We start from the raw sequence: 18,216 nt of genomic DNA, 5'->3' as shown, positions 1-18,216 counted from the left end.
CGCTCAAGCGATCGGTCACCTGATACGCGGCGCCGGGCAATAGCTTCATCATCATGCCGAGCGACTTGTACTGTTGCGGTCCCGTGAAAAAAGGCGCCGGGCCGTTCATCAAGTAGTCCGAACCAAATCCGGCCGGCGCGAAGAAGCCGGCGCCGAGCGCCAGACGCCCCCCATTGAACTTGCGAATAATCGAGACCTGCCCCGCGGGAAACGGGTTGTCAGCGCCGTCCACGCCGCCCGGATTGTCGGCGTCGCCATAGACGGTACTGGGCAGCAGGATATCGAAGCCAGCCTCGGCCAGTCCGCAACCGGCGACGTTCGTCATGCCGCCTGGGTTGTCGTAGATGATGACGCCCGTATCGGCGAAAGCGATGTTCGTGCCGCCGCGTCCGGTCGACCGCGCTCCAAGTCCGTCGCGAATGACGCCGTCGGCCGAAGCCGTGGCGGACCAGGACAACATGCCGCAAAGCGCGAACAGCTTCCATCCATGACGCTTCATACCGCCATCCTTTGCCAGAAGCATGGCGACGCAATGGGAGCGCACCGCCATGGGCTTCTATCGTCGCAAGGACAAAGCGATCACGACGGTCGCAACGGCAAAAGCCGTCGCAAAGAGTGGCCGACGCGCGGCGATGGAACGGTCATGCCGATCAGGCAAACTCTGCGGGGCGTCAGCCTGTTGGCAGGGTGGCTGGGGTCGAATGTACTCATTCGCCCCCAGATCCAGCGCGCCGGGGGCAAGCGAGTACGCTCGACCCCAGCCACCCACGCTTTCAAGTAGCTCGGACTTCAAACTTTGACAAAACACATAGCTTGCGCCTGGCTATTCCTTCGTCGCGCCCACATGCGGCCTGGGTAGAGGGCGCGACTCCATCGACGGCGCCAAATGCGCTGCATCGCGACCGATGCGCGCGTGCAGCGAGTCCCAATCGATCACCAGTCGCCCCCCATTCGACTCGTGCTGCTTTGCCCAGTTCATCAAGGTTTCCAGGCACGAGTGATCGATAAAGTCGAGCCGCTGGAAGTCGACATGCAGCTCGACGCCTGCCGGCACGCGATCCAGCTCGTCGACCAGCACCGGGAGCCGAATAAACGTCGCAGCTCCGGCCAGCGAAAGCATTGCACGAGATTCCGCAGCGTTCACTTGTAGCTTGGCGCGCAGGTTCGAGAAGGTGAGTACCAACTTGAGCGCAGCCAGTACAATGCCGGTCGCCACGCCGATCAACAGATCGGTGCTGACGACCATGATCACGGTGATCGCGTAGACGATCGCTTCGCCGCGATCCTGCTTCCACAAGGTAATGAAGCTCTTCGGATTGATCAGCTTATAGCCGGTATAGACCAGAATGCCGGCTAGGCACGCCGTGGGGATCAGCTTCAACAGAAAGCCGAGCGCGACGACGAAGATCAGCAGCCACGCTCCATGCAAAATGGTCGACAGCCGCGACTTGCCGCCGGCCTGCACGTTGGCCGCGCTGCGCACGATCACGCCCGTCATCGGCAGCCCGCCAACCATGCCGGTGAACACGTTGCCGATACCTTGGGCCATCAACTCTTGGTCGTACTTGGTGCGCGGGCCTGAGTGCATGCGATCGACCGCGGAGGCGCAGAGCAAAGTCTCGGCGCTGGCAATCACAGCGATCATCAATGCATTCAGCGCTAACGAGCCCACCGGCAAATCGCGCAGCGACGTCCAATTGACGATGTGCAGCCCGTCCATCAAGCGTTCCGGCACTTCCACATACAGCACCGGCAAGCTCAGCCAAGCCGCCACGGCCGTTGCGGCCACAACGGCCAACAACGGCGCGGGAACCATCTTGAGTCGCCCGCGCGCAAGCGCCTGCCAGGCGACGATCACTAAGATCGTCAGAATGCCGACTTTCGCCGCCCACTCATGGCTCTTGAGGCTGTTCGCCACGTTGCCGATCGCCGCTACGGCCGTGCGTTGGGTAACTTCTACCTTCTCCGTATGCGGCAACTTCAATTCAGCGAGCGCGGCCTCGGTGGCGACGACTGCGGCCGCGAGCGCGGCTTCACGATCCGGTCGATTTGCCTTCGCCGGATCATGCTCGTTCAATTCTTCGATGCGCTCTTCTACGCCATGCAGTTGCTTAAGGACTTCCTCTTGCGCAGTCACCAGTTCCGCCAACGACTTGGCCTGCTGCTGATGCTCCTCTTCGGAGCCGGCGATCGAGACGCGCTCCGCCACCCAGGCGGCGATTTCGAATTGCCGCTCATGCACGTCTCCCAGCTCGCGCAGCAGATTCTTACGCTCGGCGCGGATCTCCGGCGGCACGAACCCAGGCAGCGGCAAGCCTTTGGCGATCGCCTCAGGAATGGTGGCGACATTGCGCACACCGTTCTCGCGCGGCTTGTCATCCACCATCACGTGGAATTGACTGGCGAAGATCAACACGCCGATGCCCGAGAGCATGCCGTGAATGACCGCAGGCGAAACAGCACGAAACCATTGCCCTAGCCGCGCAGCGCCGGCGGCAAGTTGAATCAGCCCGGCGAACAACACCACTACGCCCAAGGTCTCAATGCCGTGTTTGGCGATCAACTCGTAGACGATCACCGTCAAGCCCGCCGCCGGCCCGGAGACCTGCAACGGGCTTCCGGCGAGGGAGCCGACGATCAGACCGCCGATGATCCCCGTGACCAACCCGGCAGCGACGGGCGCGCCGGAGGCGATGGCGATGCCCATGCACAATGGCAGCGCTACGAGGAACACGACGATGGACGCCAACAAGTCGTCGCGCCAATGGCGTGCGAACCCGGGCTTGGTTTCCGAATCCTTCATCGATCTTCCGTTCATTCGCCCGACCCGTTCATCGCCTTGGCGAGTCTCAACCCATTGCCAGTCATGCGACCGCGCAGCGGCAACGGAGCCGCGGCCCGCACTTCGCCGTCGAACGGCAGGAATTCGCCTTCCGGCTGATCGTATTGCAGAATCTGGCCCGTGGCGATGTCGTAGTACCAGCCATAGATGTTCAGGTCCCCGGTTGCCAATCGGGCCGCGACGTAAGGATGCGTGCTCAGATTGTTCATCTGGACGAGCACATTCTCCTCCGTAGCGGCGACGGCTCGCTCGGCCGACGAGAGGTGTTCGTATTTTTGGCGCACGATGCGGCGCGTCGATTCCGCGTGGGCGAACCAACTCTTCACGGCCGGCAGTTCATCCAGGTTCTCGGCCTCGATCAGCGCCTTGATGGCGCCGCACTGCGAATGACCGCAGACGATGATGTTCTTCACGCCCAGCACGGCGATCGAATACTCCACCGTGGCGCTTTCGCCGCTGACCACGGCGCCGTACGGCGGAATGATGTTGCCCGCCGTGCGCAATTGAAACAGGTCGCCGGGCTCCGTGCGCGTGATTTGATGCGGAATCACGCGGCTATCGGAACAGGTGATGAACAGCGCGATCGGCTTTTGCTGCTTGGCCGCGAGCTTTTCGTAATATTCCCGCTGGGGCGGAAAGTCCTGAGTTTGAAACTCGTGGACGCCGCGAAGGATCTTTTCCATGCTTGCACCGCTGGTTGGATGTGAGGGTGAGCCGATTCGCGAACCCTGGCGCGGTGCGCGACAACGGCCGCGGCCACACGAAAGCTACGCGAATTGGCAATCGAAGCGCCGCGGTTCGTCGTTCAGTGAGACGTGACGCGGCGAGAATCGGCCAGAGAAGCTTGTCGCTCGATCAACAGCGCAACGGCACGCCGGCGCCGAGTTGCGCGTCGGGCATGGGACGAGAATCGTGTCGCCTTTGCGAACCCGCCGCCGGTAGCGGCGTCGATGGAGCGATTGCCACGCACGAAATCAAGACGCGGCGGCAGATCAGTTGGCGCGGGCAAGTCCGGCGCGTCGTGGAAGATGCGCAAGACTCGTCGATGGACGTCCGTTCGGATTCCTCCGGAGCGTCCGTTTCATAAGGGTTCGCCGCGACTAACAAGACGACGCCTGGATTGGTCAAGACGAGTGTCGCGCCAAGCCAAACCAATACCGCCACCTGCAACCAATGCGCTACCAGTCGCGAAACATCCGCGGCTTTGGCGCACAAGTTGTTCGGGGAGCGGTAATTCATAGGCGGCAAAGATACGGGCGCGATTTGAATTGGGCAGTCCGCACAATGCCGCGGACCACTGCCAGTGTACGCGAGCCACTACGTAAGAAACAACTGCAAGGTTTGTCCGGTATCGAGGTTTCCACTTCGCTTCATCGCACTTCCGGCATCCCCCGCATGAGGCGGTTTCACCCTTGGGTCGTCCGCAATCCTTTTGCAAGATCGAAGTTTATGGTCGCTTGTCAACTCTAAGATGTGAATTTGCAACGGTTTAACAAATCGCAAGACAAGTCGGAAGTGGTGGCAATAGAGGGGACGAATTGGTCTTGGGTTCGATTGCGCGACACTCCTATAATCCGCCCGCTCCGGAGGCGGGCTGCTCTCGCGGCCCGGCCAGAATCTCGGAATGTTTTTCGAACAAAGGATTGCGCCATGCGACAGCGGAACGGACTTCACTCGCTCGGATTGGCGGCTCTCGTATGGTCGCTATGCTCAGCCTCCCAAACCTTGGCCGACGAGCCGCCGGCCGAATTGTTTGCCATGCCAAGTGACAAGGCCTCGTGCGACGGCGGCTGTTGCGCAAACTGCTGCAAGTCTTGCAACTCGATTCTGACCTGGCTCGATGCTCAATCCGAAAACCTTTGGTCGGGATGCTGGGGAGACTGGACCGTGATCCCTGGCAGCGAAAGTGGCGTGGAATTGACCGCCTATTTGGATTCCGAATGTCCTTACGTTACGAGCGGAGGGGCGCCGTCCGGCAGTTCGTTATCGTGGCAGCCTGAATGCGGCAACTTCGGCTGCGACCAGCAGGGGCGATTGAGTTTTGACAGGCTCCCCGCCGTTGCGGAACCGCAGGACGAAATCCAGCCCGGCGAACCAGCCGAGATTCTGCTGGAGATTCGCGATCGCATGGGTCTCGGTACGTTGATGGGCACGGTTTATCAGCCGATCGACACCACGACGGAATTAACCGCAAAGGATGCTTTCGTGGCGGAAGTCCGTGCCTCGGAAGCCGCCGGCGAATGCCTCGCCGCCCCGTGCGAAGCCACCTCCGAAGCCGTCACTTGGACGCCTGGCGCCTCGCCACAAACGGCCCAAGGGGCGCCTTCCGAGGAGTTGATTCTGTTGTTGCGTCGAGTGAGCCGGCAGATGGCCGAGTCAGCCGATCAACTGGAAGATTGCGAAATGTACTTCCGGGCCGACCAATTGCGCGAAGTCGCCACGGAACTGAGACTCGAAGCCCGCACGGCTGGCCTCGAATGGTCGTTGTCCCCGGTGGGGGCTTCACCGTGGAAATCCGCTCCCAAACCGGAGCGCGACCTGCAAAGGGAAAACGAGGAACTGCGGGCGGAACTCGACCGGCTGCGCGAGTCGCTGCGAGCTCAGATTCTGGACGCGGACGCGAAGTTCCGCTAGTTCAAAGCGGCGCTCTTAGACGACCCAATCAAACAGCCTTCCTCCCCGCTTCGGGTGAGGAGGGCTTTTTTTGTCAACCGCCGCAAGGTTATGAGGTCTCATCAATCAGGCAATCATGGCGCTTTGGGCAGGCTTTGGTTGACACGCCGTTGAGCCATCATTAGTCTGGACTGTTGCGGAAGTTAGCGTCGTTCGGTTGCGCGGCGATCGCCGATTTTCTGGCCCCGTTGCCAGAGAGCCACGGAAGCGAATTCGGCGATTGGAATACGGAAGAGGCATTTGGGCCGCTCCTCGGAACGCTCCTCTCCACGACCGGTTGGGCAGCGGCCTGTAGTAATCACAGTGCGATATCGAAGTGCTGTGTGCGCCATGGTTTGCGCCTGCGGTGCGGCCGTCGCGCCGCAACGTGGAATTCCGCATTGGGCTGGGCTCGTTCTGTTTACCCGGAGAACGCTTCCCGCATCGCGGGCTGGCTAGCTCCACTTAGCAAGAAGGACAGCTACGGACTATGGCTGCCAAGAAGCTCGATTTTCGCGAGATCCTGATCCGTCTGAAGATCATCAGCCCGGACCAATTGGCGGAGGCCGAGCAGCTCGCCAAGCAGCAGCGCACCAAAATCGCCGACGCTCTGATCCGGCTCGGTTATGCCGATAGCAACGACGTGGCCCGTGCGTTGGCCCAGGAGCACGGGCTGGAATACGTCAATCTCGCGGAAGTCAAGATTCCGCCGTCAGTTGTGGAGTTGCTGCCGGAGTCGGTCGCGCGGGAAAACTGCGTCCTACCGCTGGCCGAGAACGACGGCACACTGACCGTGATCGTGGACGATCCGCTCGATTACGATACCCAGGAAAAGCTGCGATTTATCCTGAATCGCGACGTGCGGATCGCCCTGGCGCCGCGCGAGCAAATCCTGGAGGCCATCAATCGCAATTACGGGCAGACCGAAGGCGAGTCGGCCGACTCCATGCTTCAGGAGTTCACGGACACCGCCATCGACTTCACGGAAACGGTCGATGACGCCCGGGGGGGCGAGGAAATCGTTGACGAAACCAGCGCGCCAATCGTCCGCTTGGTGCAGTTGATCATCACCGAAGGCGTCCAGCTGCGGGCTTCGGACATCCACATTGAGCCATTTGAGGATCGCATCCGGGTCCGCTACCGGATCGACGGCGTGCTGGTCGAACGCGATAGCCCCCCCAGACGGTTGTTGGGCGCCGTGCTGTCACGTCTCAAGATTCTCGCCAAGATGGACATCGCCGAGCGGCGACGCCCCCAGGACGGGCGGATCAAGGTGACGGTCGGCGAGAAAGAGCTCGATCTCCGCGTCAGCGTGCTGCCGACTAACCACGGTCAATCCGTGGTTATGCGTATTCTGGATAAAGACAGCATCAAAGTCGGTTTGCGGCAGCTGGGGCTCTCGGAGGCCGACTTCCGGGTGATGCAAAACCTGATTCGACGCCCGAACGGGATCATCCTCGTCACCGGGCCGACTGGTTCCGGAAAGACCACGACGCTGTACGCCGCGCTCAACGACTTGAACCGCCCGGACCGGAAAATCATCACCGCCGAGGACCCGGTCGAGTACTACCTGCCGGGCATCAATCAGGTCGAAGTTCGCCACAGCATCGGGCTCGACTTCGCGCGGATCATCCGTTCCATGCTGCGGCAGGCGCCCAATATCATCTTGGTCGGCGAGATGCGTGACAGCGAGACAGCGGAGATGGGCATTCAAGCATCTTTGACTGGACACTTGGTCTTCAGTACACTACATACGAACGATGCGCCCAGTGCTATTACGCGCATGGTCGACATGGGCGTGCCGGCATATCTGGTCGCAAGCAGCGTGATTGCCATTCTCGCCCAGCGTTTGGTGCGCGTGATTTGCATGAAATGCAAGCAACCGTATCTGCCCAGCGAGGCTCAGTTGGAAGCGGCGGGGATCTCACCGGAGGCCGCCGCGAAGGCCACCTTTATGAAGGGAAAGGGCTGCGGAAACTGTCAGAAATCGGGCTATCGGGGACGCATGGGCATCTACGAGATGATGCTCATGACGGGCAAGATCCGGGAGCTGGCGTTCAAGGGAGAATCGTCACAAAACATTCGTAAGGCGGCAGTTGCGGCCGGTATGAGTACCCTTTACCGCGACGGCATGTTGAAAGCGATGAAAGGGATCACCAGCATCGAAGAAGTGCTACGAGTTTCGAAGAAGACCGAGGGTGATCGAGTCGCCTAAGCCCCGCCCCTGAGCTTGGCGTGGCAGCCATCGCGACTTGCGATGGATCGTCGGACGGCCCGTCCACTTCGCAAATGAAATAGGAAGCGTTGCCCAGGAGATGAGCCGCCTAGGCCACGCTAAATGCGGCGGGGCCTCGCCGAGTTGCCAACCGAATTTTGAGACAGATTGAGCAAAAAGTTGTCGGAGTGATTCGACTCAGCGAATAATGAAGGCGTCACGGGAAGTGGTCCGGGCCTCTTAGGCCGCGCTGATGAGCAAGCGTCGCGCGTGCTGATGGACCTTTCCCCAGGGCGGGCATTCATATCTCTCATAGCCGGAATTCCAAGTTTGACTTGCTAGTGAAGCGTGGGGACGTGTTGTCGCCAACCGGTGACGGCGCGCGCTCCGACGCCGCGCTAACTTTTTCGACGTACCCACGGCGGCCGAGGCCAGTTTGCCGCCCTGGGTTCTGACCACGCCAGTTCATTCTTTGCCAGAGGGTGTTGCGAACCGCGTATGGGCACACTGCTGATCGACAAGTTGTTGCAGACCGTGGTCAACCAAGGGGCCAGCGACCTGCACATTTCCGTCGGCCAACCGCCGGTCGTCCGCTTGCACGGGCGGATGCGGAAGCTGGAAACCAAGGTGCTCACGCCCGATGACACCGTCGGCCTGATGAAGAGCATCGCCCCAGAGCGATGCCAGCAGGAACTTCAGGAAGTCGGCGGGGCGGACTTTGGGTTCGCTTTCGGCTCGGCGGCCCGGTTCCGCGTGTCGATTTTCAAGCAGCGCGGCAACGTGGGCATGGTGCTCCGGCAGATTCCCAACAAGTTCCTCACCATGGAGCAGCTGGGTTTGCCGTCGGTTTGCAAGGAGTTGATCACGCGTCCCCGCGGGCTGTTTCTGGTGACCGGACCGACCGGCTCCGGAAAGAGCACCTCGCTGGCGAGCATGATCAATTACATCAATGAGACCCTCGATCATCACATCATCACGATCGAAGACCCGATCGAGTTCTACCACTACCATCAGAAATCGACGGTCAATCAGCGCGAGGTGGGCGTCGACGTGCCGAGCTTCGCCGAGGCGATTCGCCGGGCATTGCGTCAGGACCCGGACGTGATCCTCGTCGGCGAAATGCGCGACTTGGAAACGATCGAAGCGGCCATCACCGCCGCCGAAACGGGGCACGTCGTGTTCGGCACGCTGCATACGACGGGCGCCCAGGGCACCGTGAACCGCATCATCGACGTGTTCCCCACGAATCAGCAGGACCAGATTCGCACGCAGCTTTCCGTGTCGATCATCGGCATCTTGTCGCAGGCCCTGCTGCCCAAGATCGGCGGCGGGCGCGTCGCCGCGTATGAGATGCTGGTCGTCAATCCGGCCATCGGCAACTTGATCCGTGAGAACAAGACGTTCCGCATCACGTCGGCCATCCAAACCGGCGCCAAGCAAGGCATGATCCTGATGGACGATGCGCTCTTCTCGCTCTGGAAAAACGGTACATGCATCAAGGAAGAATGTTTGGCGAAGTCCAACAACCCCGCGGAGCTGGCGGCCCGCATCGCTTCAGCGGAACGCGGCCTGTTCGACGAAGACGGCGAAGGCGGCGGACCAGCGAAACCTGAAGGCGCCGGCGGGCACGGGTAGTAAAGGAATGACGAAATCCGAATGTCGAAGAAGCGGTGATTTGCCTTCATTCAGTCATTTAAGCATTCGTCATTGATTCGTCATTCGGATTTAGAAATTCGACATTCAAAACAAGCGTCTACTCACGCCGCACGACTGACACCAAAACTCACGACTATTCTCCTCAGCGCTGACACTCATGGCCATTCGCCGTATCGGACAGATTTTCGTCGACTTGGGTTTTATCAACGACGACCAATTGGAACTGTTGCTCGAAGAGCAGCACTCCAATCGGCCCGACATGTTGTTGGGCAAGGTCGCCGAGGAAATGAACCTGATCACCGACGACCAGGTGGCGCAGGCGCTGGCCGAACAGTTGAATATGCAGGCCATCAGCCTGGCGGACGTCGTGATCCCGCCCGAAGTGCTGGGCTACGTCACCGAGCCGATGGCGCAACTGTATCGCATCTGCCCGATCAGCTTCCGCGACGGCACGTTGGTCGTGGCGATGTGCGATCCGCAGAAGTTGTCGATCGTCGACGAGCTGCGCAACTTCCTGGGCTATGACATCCGTTCGGTCGTGGCGACCGAACGGGACATCAAGGTCGCCCTCGACCGGTATTACGCGGCCTCGACCGACAGCGTCGAGAACGTGATCAACCAGATGGAGAACGACGAGGAACTGGCCGCCGCCGCGGAGTTGATCGGCAGAGAAGGTCCGATCGATCTGACCAGCGTCGAAGCGCTGGCCGATAGCGCGCCGGTCCGTAAGCTCCTCAACATGGTGCTGTTGTTGGCCATCAAGGACCACGCGAGCGATTTGCACTTTGAACCGTTCGAGAACGAATTCAAGATCCGCATCAAGGCCGATGGCGTGCTCTACGAAATGGTGCCGCCGCCGCGCCATCTGGCTTTCGCGATCACGACCCGCATCAAGGTCATGGCGAACCTCGATATCGCCGAGCGCCGCTTGCCGCAGGACGGCCGCATCGAGCTCAGTGTCGGCGGACATCCCGTCGACTTGCGCGTGGCGGTGCTGCCGACGATGTTCGGCGAGAGCGTCGTCATGCGAGTGCTCGACCGCAGCGTAGTGAAGCTCGACCTGAACGCGGTCGGCATGGATCAGGACATTCTGGCCGATTTCCGCAAGGTGATCGGCAAGCCGAACGGGATCGTGCTCGTCACCGGGCCGACGGGCTCCGGCAAAACGACGACGCTGTATTCCGCGCTCAGCGAATTGAATCACATCGAAGACAAGCTGATCACGACCGAAGACCCGATCGAGTACGACATCGACGGCATCATCCAGGTGCCGATCGACCATTCGATCGGCAACAGCTTCGCGGCCTGCCTGCGGTCGATTCTCCGGCAGGATCCCGATCGCATCCTGGTCGGCGAGATTCGCGACTTGGAAACCGCTGAGATCGCCGTGCAGGCGTCGCTCACCGGCCACATGGTGTTCAGCACGTTGCACACGAACGACGCCCCCAGCACGATCACGCGCATGAAAGACATGGGCGTACAGCCGTTCTTGATTACCGCCACGGTCGAGGCGATCCTCGCCCAGCGGCTGGTCCGGCGCGTCTGCCAGCGCTGCAAGGAAGAACAGCAGCCGACGACGGAAATGCTGTTCGACGTGGGACTCACGCCCGACGCCATCGTGGGCAAGAAGTTCTTCAAAGGTCGCGGCTGTGAAGGCTGCAACAATACCGGCTACAAGGGACGCGTCGGGTTGTTCGAGTTGATGATCATGAACGACGAGTTGCGCGACATGATCGTGCAGAACGCCTCGACGGATGAATTGCGCAACTCGGCCGTCAGCTACGGAATGATCACCCTCCGCGACAACGGCCTGGAAAAATGTTACCTCGGTACGACAACGTTGGAAGAAGTGATTCGAGAAACGGTCGTGGACGGATAAGGGAACTGATGAATGCGGAATGAAGAATGATGAATTATCCGTTCCTAAAACTCATCACTCATCACTCTGCACTCATCACTTGAATACACACAACATTCACATCCACACAGCAGCCACGCAGCATTAGGACAGTGCCATGCCCGTCTTTCAGTACGAAGCGATGGACGCCCAGGGGCAAGAAGTCAAAGGCGTCACCGACGAGCTCGCCAATGAAGAAGAGGCGCAGCAGACAATCCGGGCGATGGGATACTTCGTCACGAAGATCACCGTCAAGAAAGCCCGAAAAGGCACGGTCGAAAAGAAAAAGGACGGCGGGCGCAAGAAGTCGTTCGCGCTGGGCGGCGTGGGCGGCAAGCTGTTGACCACGTTCACGCGGCAATTGTCCATTCTGCAAGACGCCGGCCTGCCGATTCTGCGCAGCCTCCGCATTCTGGAAGGCCAGCAAAAAGGCGGCGCGCTCAAGAATGCGCTGATCGACGTCTGCGATGAAATCGAAGCCGGGGCCACGCTGTCGGAGGCCATGGCCAAGTGCCCGAAGGCCTTCGATCGACTCTATGTGAACATGATCAAGGCCGGCGAGGCCGGCGGCGCCTTGGAAGTCATTCTCCGTCGTCTGGCCGAGTTCCAGGAGAAGTCGCAAGCGCTGAAACGGAAAGTCGTCGGCGCCATGATCTACCCGGTGATGGTCGTCACCGTCGCCGTGGCGATCGTGACCGGCATTATGTATTTCATCGTGCCGGCGTTCATCAAGATCTTTACCGACTTCGAAGCCGAACTGCCGCCGATCACGCTGTTGCTGGTCGCGATCTCGTCCTTCGTCGGTAACTACTGGTACACGCTGCCGCTGTTTCCGGTCGTGTTCGGGCTCTGCATCAAGCTGCTGCGAAAATTCGAGGCCGGGCGCGCCGGGTGGGATCAATTCATCCTCAAGATGCCGGTGTTCGGACAGATCATCGAGAAGAACATCGTCGCGCGAACCACCCGCACGTTGGGCACGCTGGTCTCCAGCGGCGTACCGATCTTGGAAGCCCTGAACATCACCAAGGAAACCTCCGGCAACTACATCTTCGAGAATATGTACGGGAAGATTTACGACGCGATCCGCGAAGGTGAATCGATCGCCCGGCCGATGAAGGAACACTCCCGGCCGCGGTTCAATCCGATCACGTTGATCCTGTGGTTTATCTTCGTGCCGGTCATCGGCCCGCTGTTTTACCTGATGAAGGTGAATCAGCGAATCGTCGACGACCTGGTCGTGAACATGGTGGACGTCGGCGAGGAAACCGGCGAGCTCGATACGATGCTCTACAAAGTTGCCGACACGTACGACGAAATGGTCGCCGTGTTGACCGAAAGCTTGACCAAGCTCATCGAACCCTTGCTGATCGTGGTCTTGGGCGGCGCCGTCGGCTTCATCGTCGTGGCGTTGTTCATGCCGCTGATCGGCCTGATTGAAACCTTGGCGTAGAAAATGAAATGTTGTCAGTGAAATGCTGTCGGTGAAATGTTGTGGCACGAAGCAAATTTGTTGTGGCACGGTCTCCCGACCGTGCCACGGCAACCAGGTGACGCCCGGAATTGGGAGACCTGCGGTCGAGACGGTGGCACGGTCGGGAGACCATGCCACAACAAACTCCCGACCATGCCACGACAAGGATTGAAGAAACGAACAACCTCGGGGGAGGCGGCTCCGTCGTCGGGCGGCGGAGGAGCTTGAGACATGTGCATTCGCGGACGAGAAGCCGCGGGCCTTGCCTTCGGCGACGGAGCCGCCTCCCTCGGGACAACACGATACGAACCAACTGAGCGGGCCGCGTGGAACTCGGTCGCCAACTCAAGGACCTAGGTGGAAACATGAACCGTCGCAGCAGCCGTAGCGGCTTCACGCTCGTCGAACTCCTGGCCGTGATCGTCATCATCGGCATCCTGGTCGCACTGATCACCCCGGCGGTCTTTAACGCACGCGCGAAAGCGCAGAAAGCGCAAATCACCGCGGAAATCAATCAACTCGACATGGCGATGAGCCGCCTGGCGAGCGAGGCAGGAAATGCGTTTCCGCCGGATTTTGCGTTGTTCGATCCGACAAACAGCGATCCGAGCCCGCCGTACGATTTGAACTCGGTTGAGCGCTACTACGATTCGGATGTGAAGCGATATTTCGCGAAACGATTTCCGCGTTATGCCGGGAAACAACTCAATCTCGCAATTCAGTCTCCGTACGGAAACTCTGCAGGCCAATGGACCAACACGGATCCGAACAAATTCCGCGCAAATCGGCTTGATCCAGCGGAAGCAATTGTGTTTTGGTTGGGCGGTTTTTCCATTCCTCCAAATGTGGACTCAACCAAGCTTCGTGGATTTAGCGCGAACGCCTCGAATCCCATTGAAGGCCCCGCGCAATCGAAGCGTATCGACGGCCTGTATGACTTCAATGAAGAACGCCTGGTCGATCGCGACGGCGATGGTTGGTACGAATACGTGCCGCCGGGCAATGTTGGCGCGGGCAACGGACCTCCGTACGTGTATTTCAGCTCCCGGAGCTACACAAAGAAGTGGGACGACTCCTCGCTTGACTTGGTCAAGTATCCGAAGGGGTCCACTTCAGATTGGGGCTTTTGCAAACCTTACGGATCAAGCGAGTCCGTCAATTCGTGGGTGAACCCCAAGAAGTTTCAAATCATTTGCGCTGGCTTGGACGGTTTCTTTGGTGCGCCGAGCAATCAGTTGCCGCGCCTGTTTCCGAGCGGAGAGATGAACCCGAATTTCAGCAATGACACAAGCAACTACGACATTACCGACCTCGATAACCTGACGAACTTCGCCGAAGCGGACTTGGAAGGAAAGAAGCCGTAAAGCTTCGTTGTGGCACGGTCTCCCGACCGTGCCACGTTGGACCGGTGACGGCCGAACGGGAGACCTTCGGTCGGACCCGTGACATGGTCGGGAGACCATGCCACAACAGATAACGTTTCGCGGGCAAGCCTTTTGGAACTTTGTTTTATGCACGGCAACGAGCGACAAACACGGCGTGGGTTTACGCTGGTCGAGCTGCTGGTCACGGTCACCGTGATCGGCATCATCGTCGCTATGGCCATGGGCGCCCTCATGTCCGCCCAAGAAACCGCCCGAGAACAACGCACCCGAGCCGTGATCTCGAAGCTGCACACGCAGTTGATGTCGCGGTGGGAATCTTATCAGACGCGCCGGTTGCCGATGAAGCAAATTAATCTCTCCGGCCAGACGCCTGGCGAGTATGCGTTCGACAGACTAAGGGCGCAGCGCGAACTGATGCGATTGGAATTGCCCGATCGTTGGAGCGATGTCACGAGTACGCTAGACCCACAAGCGCCACCTGGTTCTGCTGCGGAAGTAAGTCGTTTCAAACTCACGGAGCTTCCTGCGCTTTCAGAATCGTATCTTCGTAGATTCAACGCGAACACGCTTGGAGGGCAACTGAGGCGACCGACGAACGAGTTCGAAGACGCAGAGTGCCTATACATGATCGTCTCGATGGGCAGTGACGACGCGATGGCCGGGCAGCGGATCAATCCGTCGGACATCGCCGACACCGATCAAGACGGCATGCCGGAATTCGTGGACGGCTGGCGACGGCCGATTCGGTTTTTGCGTTGGGCGCCGGGATTCCTGCCTGGTCCACCGTACAACTGGCAATCGGATCCCCAGGACCTGCCGCCCGGTCTGAGCGGCACGGGCGACGACGCGCTCACGGATTTACACACCGGCAATTGGGTCGAGGATCATGATCCATTCGATCCCTTGAAGTTGGACAGTCCGGGCTCATCTGTATTGCCGGCGGCCATGGCGAATGATGTGTGGCGAGGTTATCGAATGATGCCACTGATCTATTCCGCTGGGTCGGATGGAAAACAGGATATCACGCGAGCAACAACTCCCGACGTGTTCGATTACTCGACAACGGCGCCCTTGCCCAATGATCCGTACGCCAAGGCCGACGGCAGCAGTGGGAAGCCGCTCGATCGGATGATGGGAAGTCCGTTCGACGAAGACGGCGATGGGCTCGACCACTTGGACAACATCACCAACCACGCCTTGGAGGTGCGCTAGTGACTTCCATGAGGCGGCGGGGCGTGACGTTGATTGAGTTGTTGGTCGTGATTGGGATCATTCTCGCGATCACGGCCGCGGTGATTCCGGTGATGGGCCCGGTGATGGGCGGGCGGCGGTTGCGCGAAGGTACGCGCGGCGTGAACACGTTTATCAACTCCGCCCGCAATCGCGCGATGGTCACCGGCCGCCCGGTGGGTGTCTCGTTCGAACGCCTGGAAGCGGAGCCACAGGCCTCGATGCTGCTGCACATGGTCCAAGTCCCGCCGCCGTGGTCGGGAAGTGATACTCGCACCGTGATGCGGATCAATGATTTTGGGCAAATCATTGGCATTGGGCATTACGAAGTCGGTGCGTTCGGTGCCCAATGGCTTCCCGACAACTATTGGCTGACACTCGTTCGCCCAGGCGATCTGGTCGAGTTGAACAATCGGAAAGAACGCTTCCGCCTTTGGTCCGGCGAACCCTATCTAGATGTTCCTCCAACTCCACCTCCCTCGAACCCGCCGGATCCGCCGCTGCCGCCCAACGGGCAGTGGGACAATGGCGAGCCATTTGCGGATTCAAATGACAATGGCGGCTACGATCCGGCGTCGGCGAATCAGACGACTCAAATCAATTCGGAGGATCCAACGAAGACGGTCTATTTTCAACTGCCGTCACCCATCCCAACGGAGCCATTGCCGAATCTCGCGAGTTCGTACGAGGTGTCGAACAACATCAATTGGACGCTCGGCTACGACAGTGCGCGGATGTCACACCTTCGACCGGCATTGAGAAGGGGCGACTACCAATTCAAGATCATTCGCCAACCGGTCAAATCGGCCTCGATCTCCTACCAGTTGCCGGTCGGCACGGTCGTCGATCTCGGCGTCTCCGGGGTCGATCAAGGTTCGTACTTCGCGCCGCTCGACAACAACGATCTTTCGCCCGTGATTCTCTTGTTCGCGCCGAACGGTTCGATCGATCGCGTTTGGTGTCATCAAGGCATGACTGCGGGCGGGCCGCTCAATGCAACCATCTGGAGCAGTTCGCGTCCGACGTCGTCGGTGCAATTCCTCGTTGGTCGCCGCGAAGCCGTCGGCCTCACGGTGCCGCCGGGCGAAGGGCCGGATGTGATTCCGAACTGGTTCGATCTCGAAAACCTGTGGATCGGCGTGAAGAGCCAAACCGGCGCGGTGGCCACGAACCCGAACGCGGCGGTGTTTGACGGCGACGTGCAAGTCAATAGTCCGCCGCCGCTAGAGGTCGACGCGCGGTTGTTGATTCCTGACGCTCGCGCGTTCGCCCGGCAGGGGCAGTCGATGGGAGGCAATTAGGCGATGCAAACCAGCCGACGCACCACCGCACAACATCCGTCTTCGGTAGCCGAGGTCTGTGACCTCGGCCGCACCGGGCCCACGCGCCGCTTACACGCTTCGCGCCGCACAACACCGAGGTCACAGACCTCGGCTACAGACAGAACGAGAACACGGCGCGGCATCAGCTTGCTCGAAGTGCTGGTCTCCGTGTTCGTGCTGACGGTCGGCATCCTGGGCCTCGCGGCGTTGATCCCGATCGGCCGCTTCGAAGTCCTGGAAGCCGGCAAACTCGACCGCGGCGCCACCCTCGGCAAAATCGCCTTCCGCGAAGTGCTACTGCGCGACATGCTGCGCGAGACAAACTGGGTCGCGTATGACGATAGCGCTCAGGAATACGTTTACTGGCCAAATTACATTTCGAATTTGAACGCTCAAGAAGCGTCGCGAATCTACTCCGGGCCGTTTGTAATTGACCCCGCGATGCTGGCCGAGCCCAGAAATCGCGACTACGTCTTTGGCGGAAGCAACGGCGTGCCTTCGCCGGCAACCTTTCCGTACAACGTTGCATTGGATGCTTCGGACGCAGGCCTAGCGAACGTGCCGCGATTGCCGCGACTGTCGTTGACGGACTTGATGCCGTATCCGGAATTCGATCCCGCAAACAACCTGTTTCGTATCAACCCGACTACGTTGTCGAACAGCAACCTCCAACGTGACAAGGATTCATCCCTCTCCGATCGCATCTTCCGGGGACATGACGATCTATCCTATGTCGTCGCAGATGATCAGGACGCTCGGCCGACACAACAGTACACGATTAACAGTGCTGCCAATTCGGAGCAATTCGAACGGCAGGAAGTACAAGCGAGATTGAACGCCACTTCAGTGGGCGACTACTCATGGCTCGTCATGGCAAGCCCGGCGTTCAATGAAGTCTACGACTCGTCGGTTGGTTACAAGTCTGGGAAGGTTCGGACGTTCGATGTTTCCGTCGTGGTGTTCTACAAGCGGCCGATCTCACTGCTGCCGGCGGACGACACCGAAGCGCCGGCCGAGCGGACCGTGGCCATTACCTTTGGCGGTTCTGGCGTCGGGGGTGGCAGCGCGCACTTGTCTCATCCTGATCCCAAGTACCTCCGCGACCTTCGACCGAACCAGTGGTTGTTGGTGACCGGCAAGTTGGACACGTCCACGTGGCCGACAACTCCGCCGCCGCCGACGCAACCTCCTGTGGTGGCCAAATGGTATCGCATCGTTTCGGTGGACGATGGCTCGGGCGTAACCGATCCGCCCTCGGGTGAAGATCCGCACCGAGACGTCACCCTTGATGGAGCTGATTGGGATATGAACCGGTTCGTGGCGCTGGCGAGTGGACCCGAGGGAGATTCGACATCGGCGTCCATCTTCGACGGCGTCATCGCGGTATACGAACGCACGGTACGCATTGATTCGTTAGGCAACTGAGAGAACGAGAAACCAAAGTCGTCAGCCAGGTATTCGGCCGCGGCCTTCCATGCCGTCGCTGCGAATGCTGCCTGTCGAGCTCCGAGATTTCTCACGCGGGCCGATTGAGCGCGAAGGCAAG

General features: G+C 59.8%; 13 protein-coding genes. 10 read left to right on the top strand and 3 right to left on the bottom strand.

All coding sequences use genetic code 11. The features are described from left to right. From SGJ19_11615 to SGJ19_11605, 3 genes are all read right to left on the bottom strand, one after another. A partial coding sequence (locus tag SGJ19_11615) for a hypothetical protein (GenBank protein MDZ4780892.1) occupies positions 1 to 499 on the bottom strand: 499 nt, incomplete at its 3' end. A 324-nt stretch (positions 500 to 823) separates the two neighbouring features. Next, positions 824 to 2,803: a SulP family inorganic anion transporter gene (locus SGJ19_11610; GenBank protein MDZ4780891.1), complete on the bottom strand. Its 1,980-nt coding sequence runs from the start codon at positions 2,801 to 2,803 to the stop codon at positions 824 to 826. Between the two features lie 11 nt (positions 2,804 to 2,814). Continuing rightward, on the bottom strand, positions 2,815 to 3,525 hold the full coding sequence (locus SGJ19_11605; GenBank protein MDZ4780890.1) for a carbonic anhydrase: 711 nt from the start codon (positions 3,523 to 3,525) through the stop codon (positions 2,815 to 2,817). A 161-nt stretch (positions 3,526 to 3,686) separates the two neighbouring features. On the opposite strand from SGJ19_11605, the gene SGJ19_11600 reads away from it, so the two are divergent. From SGJ19_11600 to SGJ19_11555, 10 genes are all read left to right on the top strand, one after another. Continuing rightward, complete coding sequence (locus SGJ19_11600; protein MDZ4780889.1) at positions 3,687 to 3,929, top strand: hypothetical protein; 243 nt, start codon at positions 3,687 to 3,689, stop codon at positions 3,927 to 3,929. 800 nt (positions 3,930 to 4,729) lie between these two features. Beyond that, the gene (locus SGJ19_11595; GenBank protein MDZ4780888.1) at positions 4,730 to 5,476 is read left to right on the top strand and encodes a hypothetical protein; all 747 of its coding nucleotides are present in this window, start codon (positions 4,730 to 4,732) and stop codon (positions 5,474 to 5,476) included. A gap of 508 nt (positions 5,477 to 5,984) precedes the next feature. Further along, positions 5,985 to 7,709: an ATPase, T2SS/T4P/T4SS family gene (locus SGJ19_11590; protein ID MDZ4780887.1), complete on the top strand. Its 1,725-nt coding sequence runs from the start codon at positions 5,985 to 5,987 to the stop codon at positions 7,707 to 7,709. A 498-nt stretch (positions 7,710 to 8,207) separates the two neighbouring features. Then, entirely contained in the window at positions 8,208 to 9,344 is a 1,137-nt protein-coding gene (locus SGJ19_11585) for a type IV pilus twitching motility protein PilT (GenBank protein MDZ4780886.1), read from the top strand. Positions 9,345 to 9,522: 178 nt separating this feature from the next. Next, positions 9,523 to 11,244, top strand: coding sequence for an ATPase, T2SS/T4P/T4SS family (locus SGJ19_11580; GenBank protein MDZ4780885.1), 1,722 nt, complete (start codon positions 9,523 to 9,525; stop codon positions 11,242 to 11,244). A gap of 136 nt (positions 11,245 to 11,380) precedes the next feature. Further along, positions 11,381 to 12,712, top strand: a complete 1,332-nt coding sequence (locus SGJ19_11575; protein MDZ4780884.1) for a type II secretion system F family protein — start codon at positions 11,381 to 11,383, stop codon at positions 12,710 to 12,712. Positions 12,713 to 13,098: 386 nt separating this feature from the next. Beyond that, the gene (locus SGJ19_11570; protein MDZ4780883.1) at positions 13,099 to 14,097 is read left to right on the top strand and encodes a type II secretion system protein; all 999 of its coding nucleotides are present in this window, start codon (positions 13,099 to 13,101) and stop codon (positions 14,095 to 14,097) included. A gap of 147 nt (positions 14,098 to 14,244) precedes the next feature. Next, positions 14,245 to 15,330 carry a type II secretion system protein gene (locus SGJ19_11565; protein MDZ4780882.1) on the top strand — a complete coding sequence of 362 codons (1,086 nt, stop codon included), beginning with the start codon at positions 14,245 to 14,247 and terminating at the stop codon, positions 15,328 to 15,330. Beyond that, positions 15,330 to 16,649 (top strand): prepilin-type N-terminal cleavage/methylation domain-containing protein, encoded by a 1,320-nt coding sequence (locus SGJ19_11560; GenBank protein ID MDZ4780881.1) that lies wholly within the window; start codon positions 15,330 to 15,332, stop codon positions 16,647 to 16,649. The genes SGJ19_11565 and SGJ19_11560 overlap by 1 nt, the downstream gene beginning before the upstream one ends. Positions 16,650 to 16,817: 168 nt before the next feature. After that, the gene (locus SGJ19_11555) at positions 16,818 to 18,095 is read left to right on the top strand and encodes a hypothetical protein (protein MDZ4780880.1); all 1,278 of its coding nucleotides are present in this window, start codon (positions 16,818 to 16,820) and stop codon (positions 18,093 to 18,095) included. The last annotated feature ends 121 nt before the right edge of the window (positions 18,096 to 18,216 follow it).

Source organism: Planctomycetia bacterium (genome assembly GCA_034440135.1).
GTDB lineage: Bacteria > Planctomycetota > Planctomycetia > Pirellulales > JALHLM01 > JALHLM01.
Note: the sequence above shows the minus strand (reverse complement) of the source record. Positions and strands in the feature narration are given on the sequence as shown.

What these genes read in the sequence shown, in the direction of transcription:
- SGJ19_11610 (MDZ4780891.1), bottom strand. Translation starts at nt 2,803, where the DNA reads ATGAAGGATTCGGAAACCAAGCCCGGGTTCGCACGCCATTGGCGCGAC.
- SGJ19_11605 (MDZ4780890.1), bottom strand. Translation starts at nt 3,525, where the DNA reads ATGGAAAAGATCCTTCGCGGCGTCCACGAGTTTCAAACTCAGGACTTT.
- SGJ19_11590 (MDZ4780887.1), top strand. Translation starts at nt 5,985, where the DNA reads ATGGCTGCCAAGAAGCTCGATTTTCGCGAGATCCTGATCCGTCTGAAG.
- SGJ19_11585 (MDZ4780886.1), top strand. Translation starts at nt 8,208, where the DNA reads ATGGGCACACTGCTGATCGACAAGTTGTTGCAGACCGTGGTCAACCAA.
- SGJ19_11580 (MDZ4780885.1), top strand. Translation starts at nt 9,523, where the DNA reads ATGGCCATTCGCCGTATCGGACAGATTTTCGTCGACTTGGGTTTTATC.
- SGJ19_11575 (MDZ4780884.1), top strand. Translation starts at nt 11,381, where the DNA reads ATGCCCGTCTTTCAGTACGAAGCGATGGACGCCCAGGGGCAAGAAGTC.
- SGJ19_11570 (MDZ4780883.1), top strand. Translation starts at nt 13,099, where the DNA reads ATGAACCGTCGCAGCAGCCGTAGCGGCTTCACGCTCGTCGAACTCCTG.
- SGJ19_11565 (MDZ4780882.1), top strand. Translation starts at nt 14,245, where the DNA reads ATGCACGGCAACGAGCGACAAACACGGCGTGGGTTTACGCTGGTCGAG.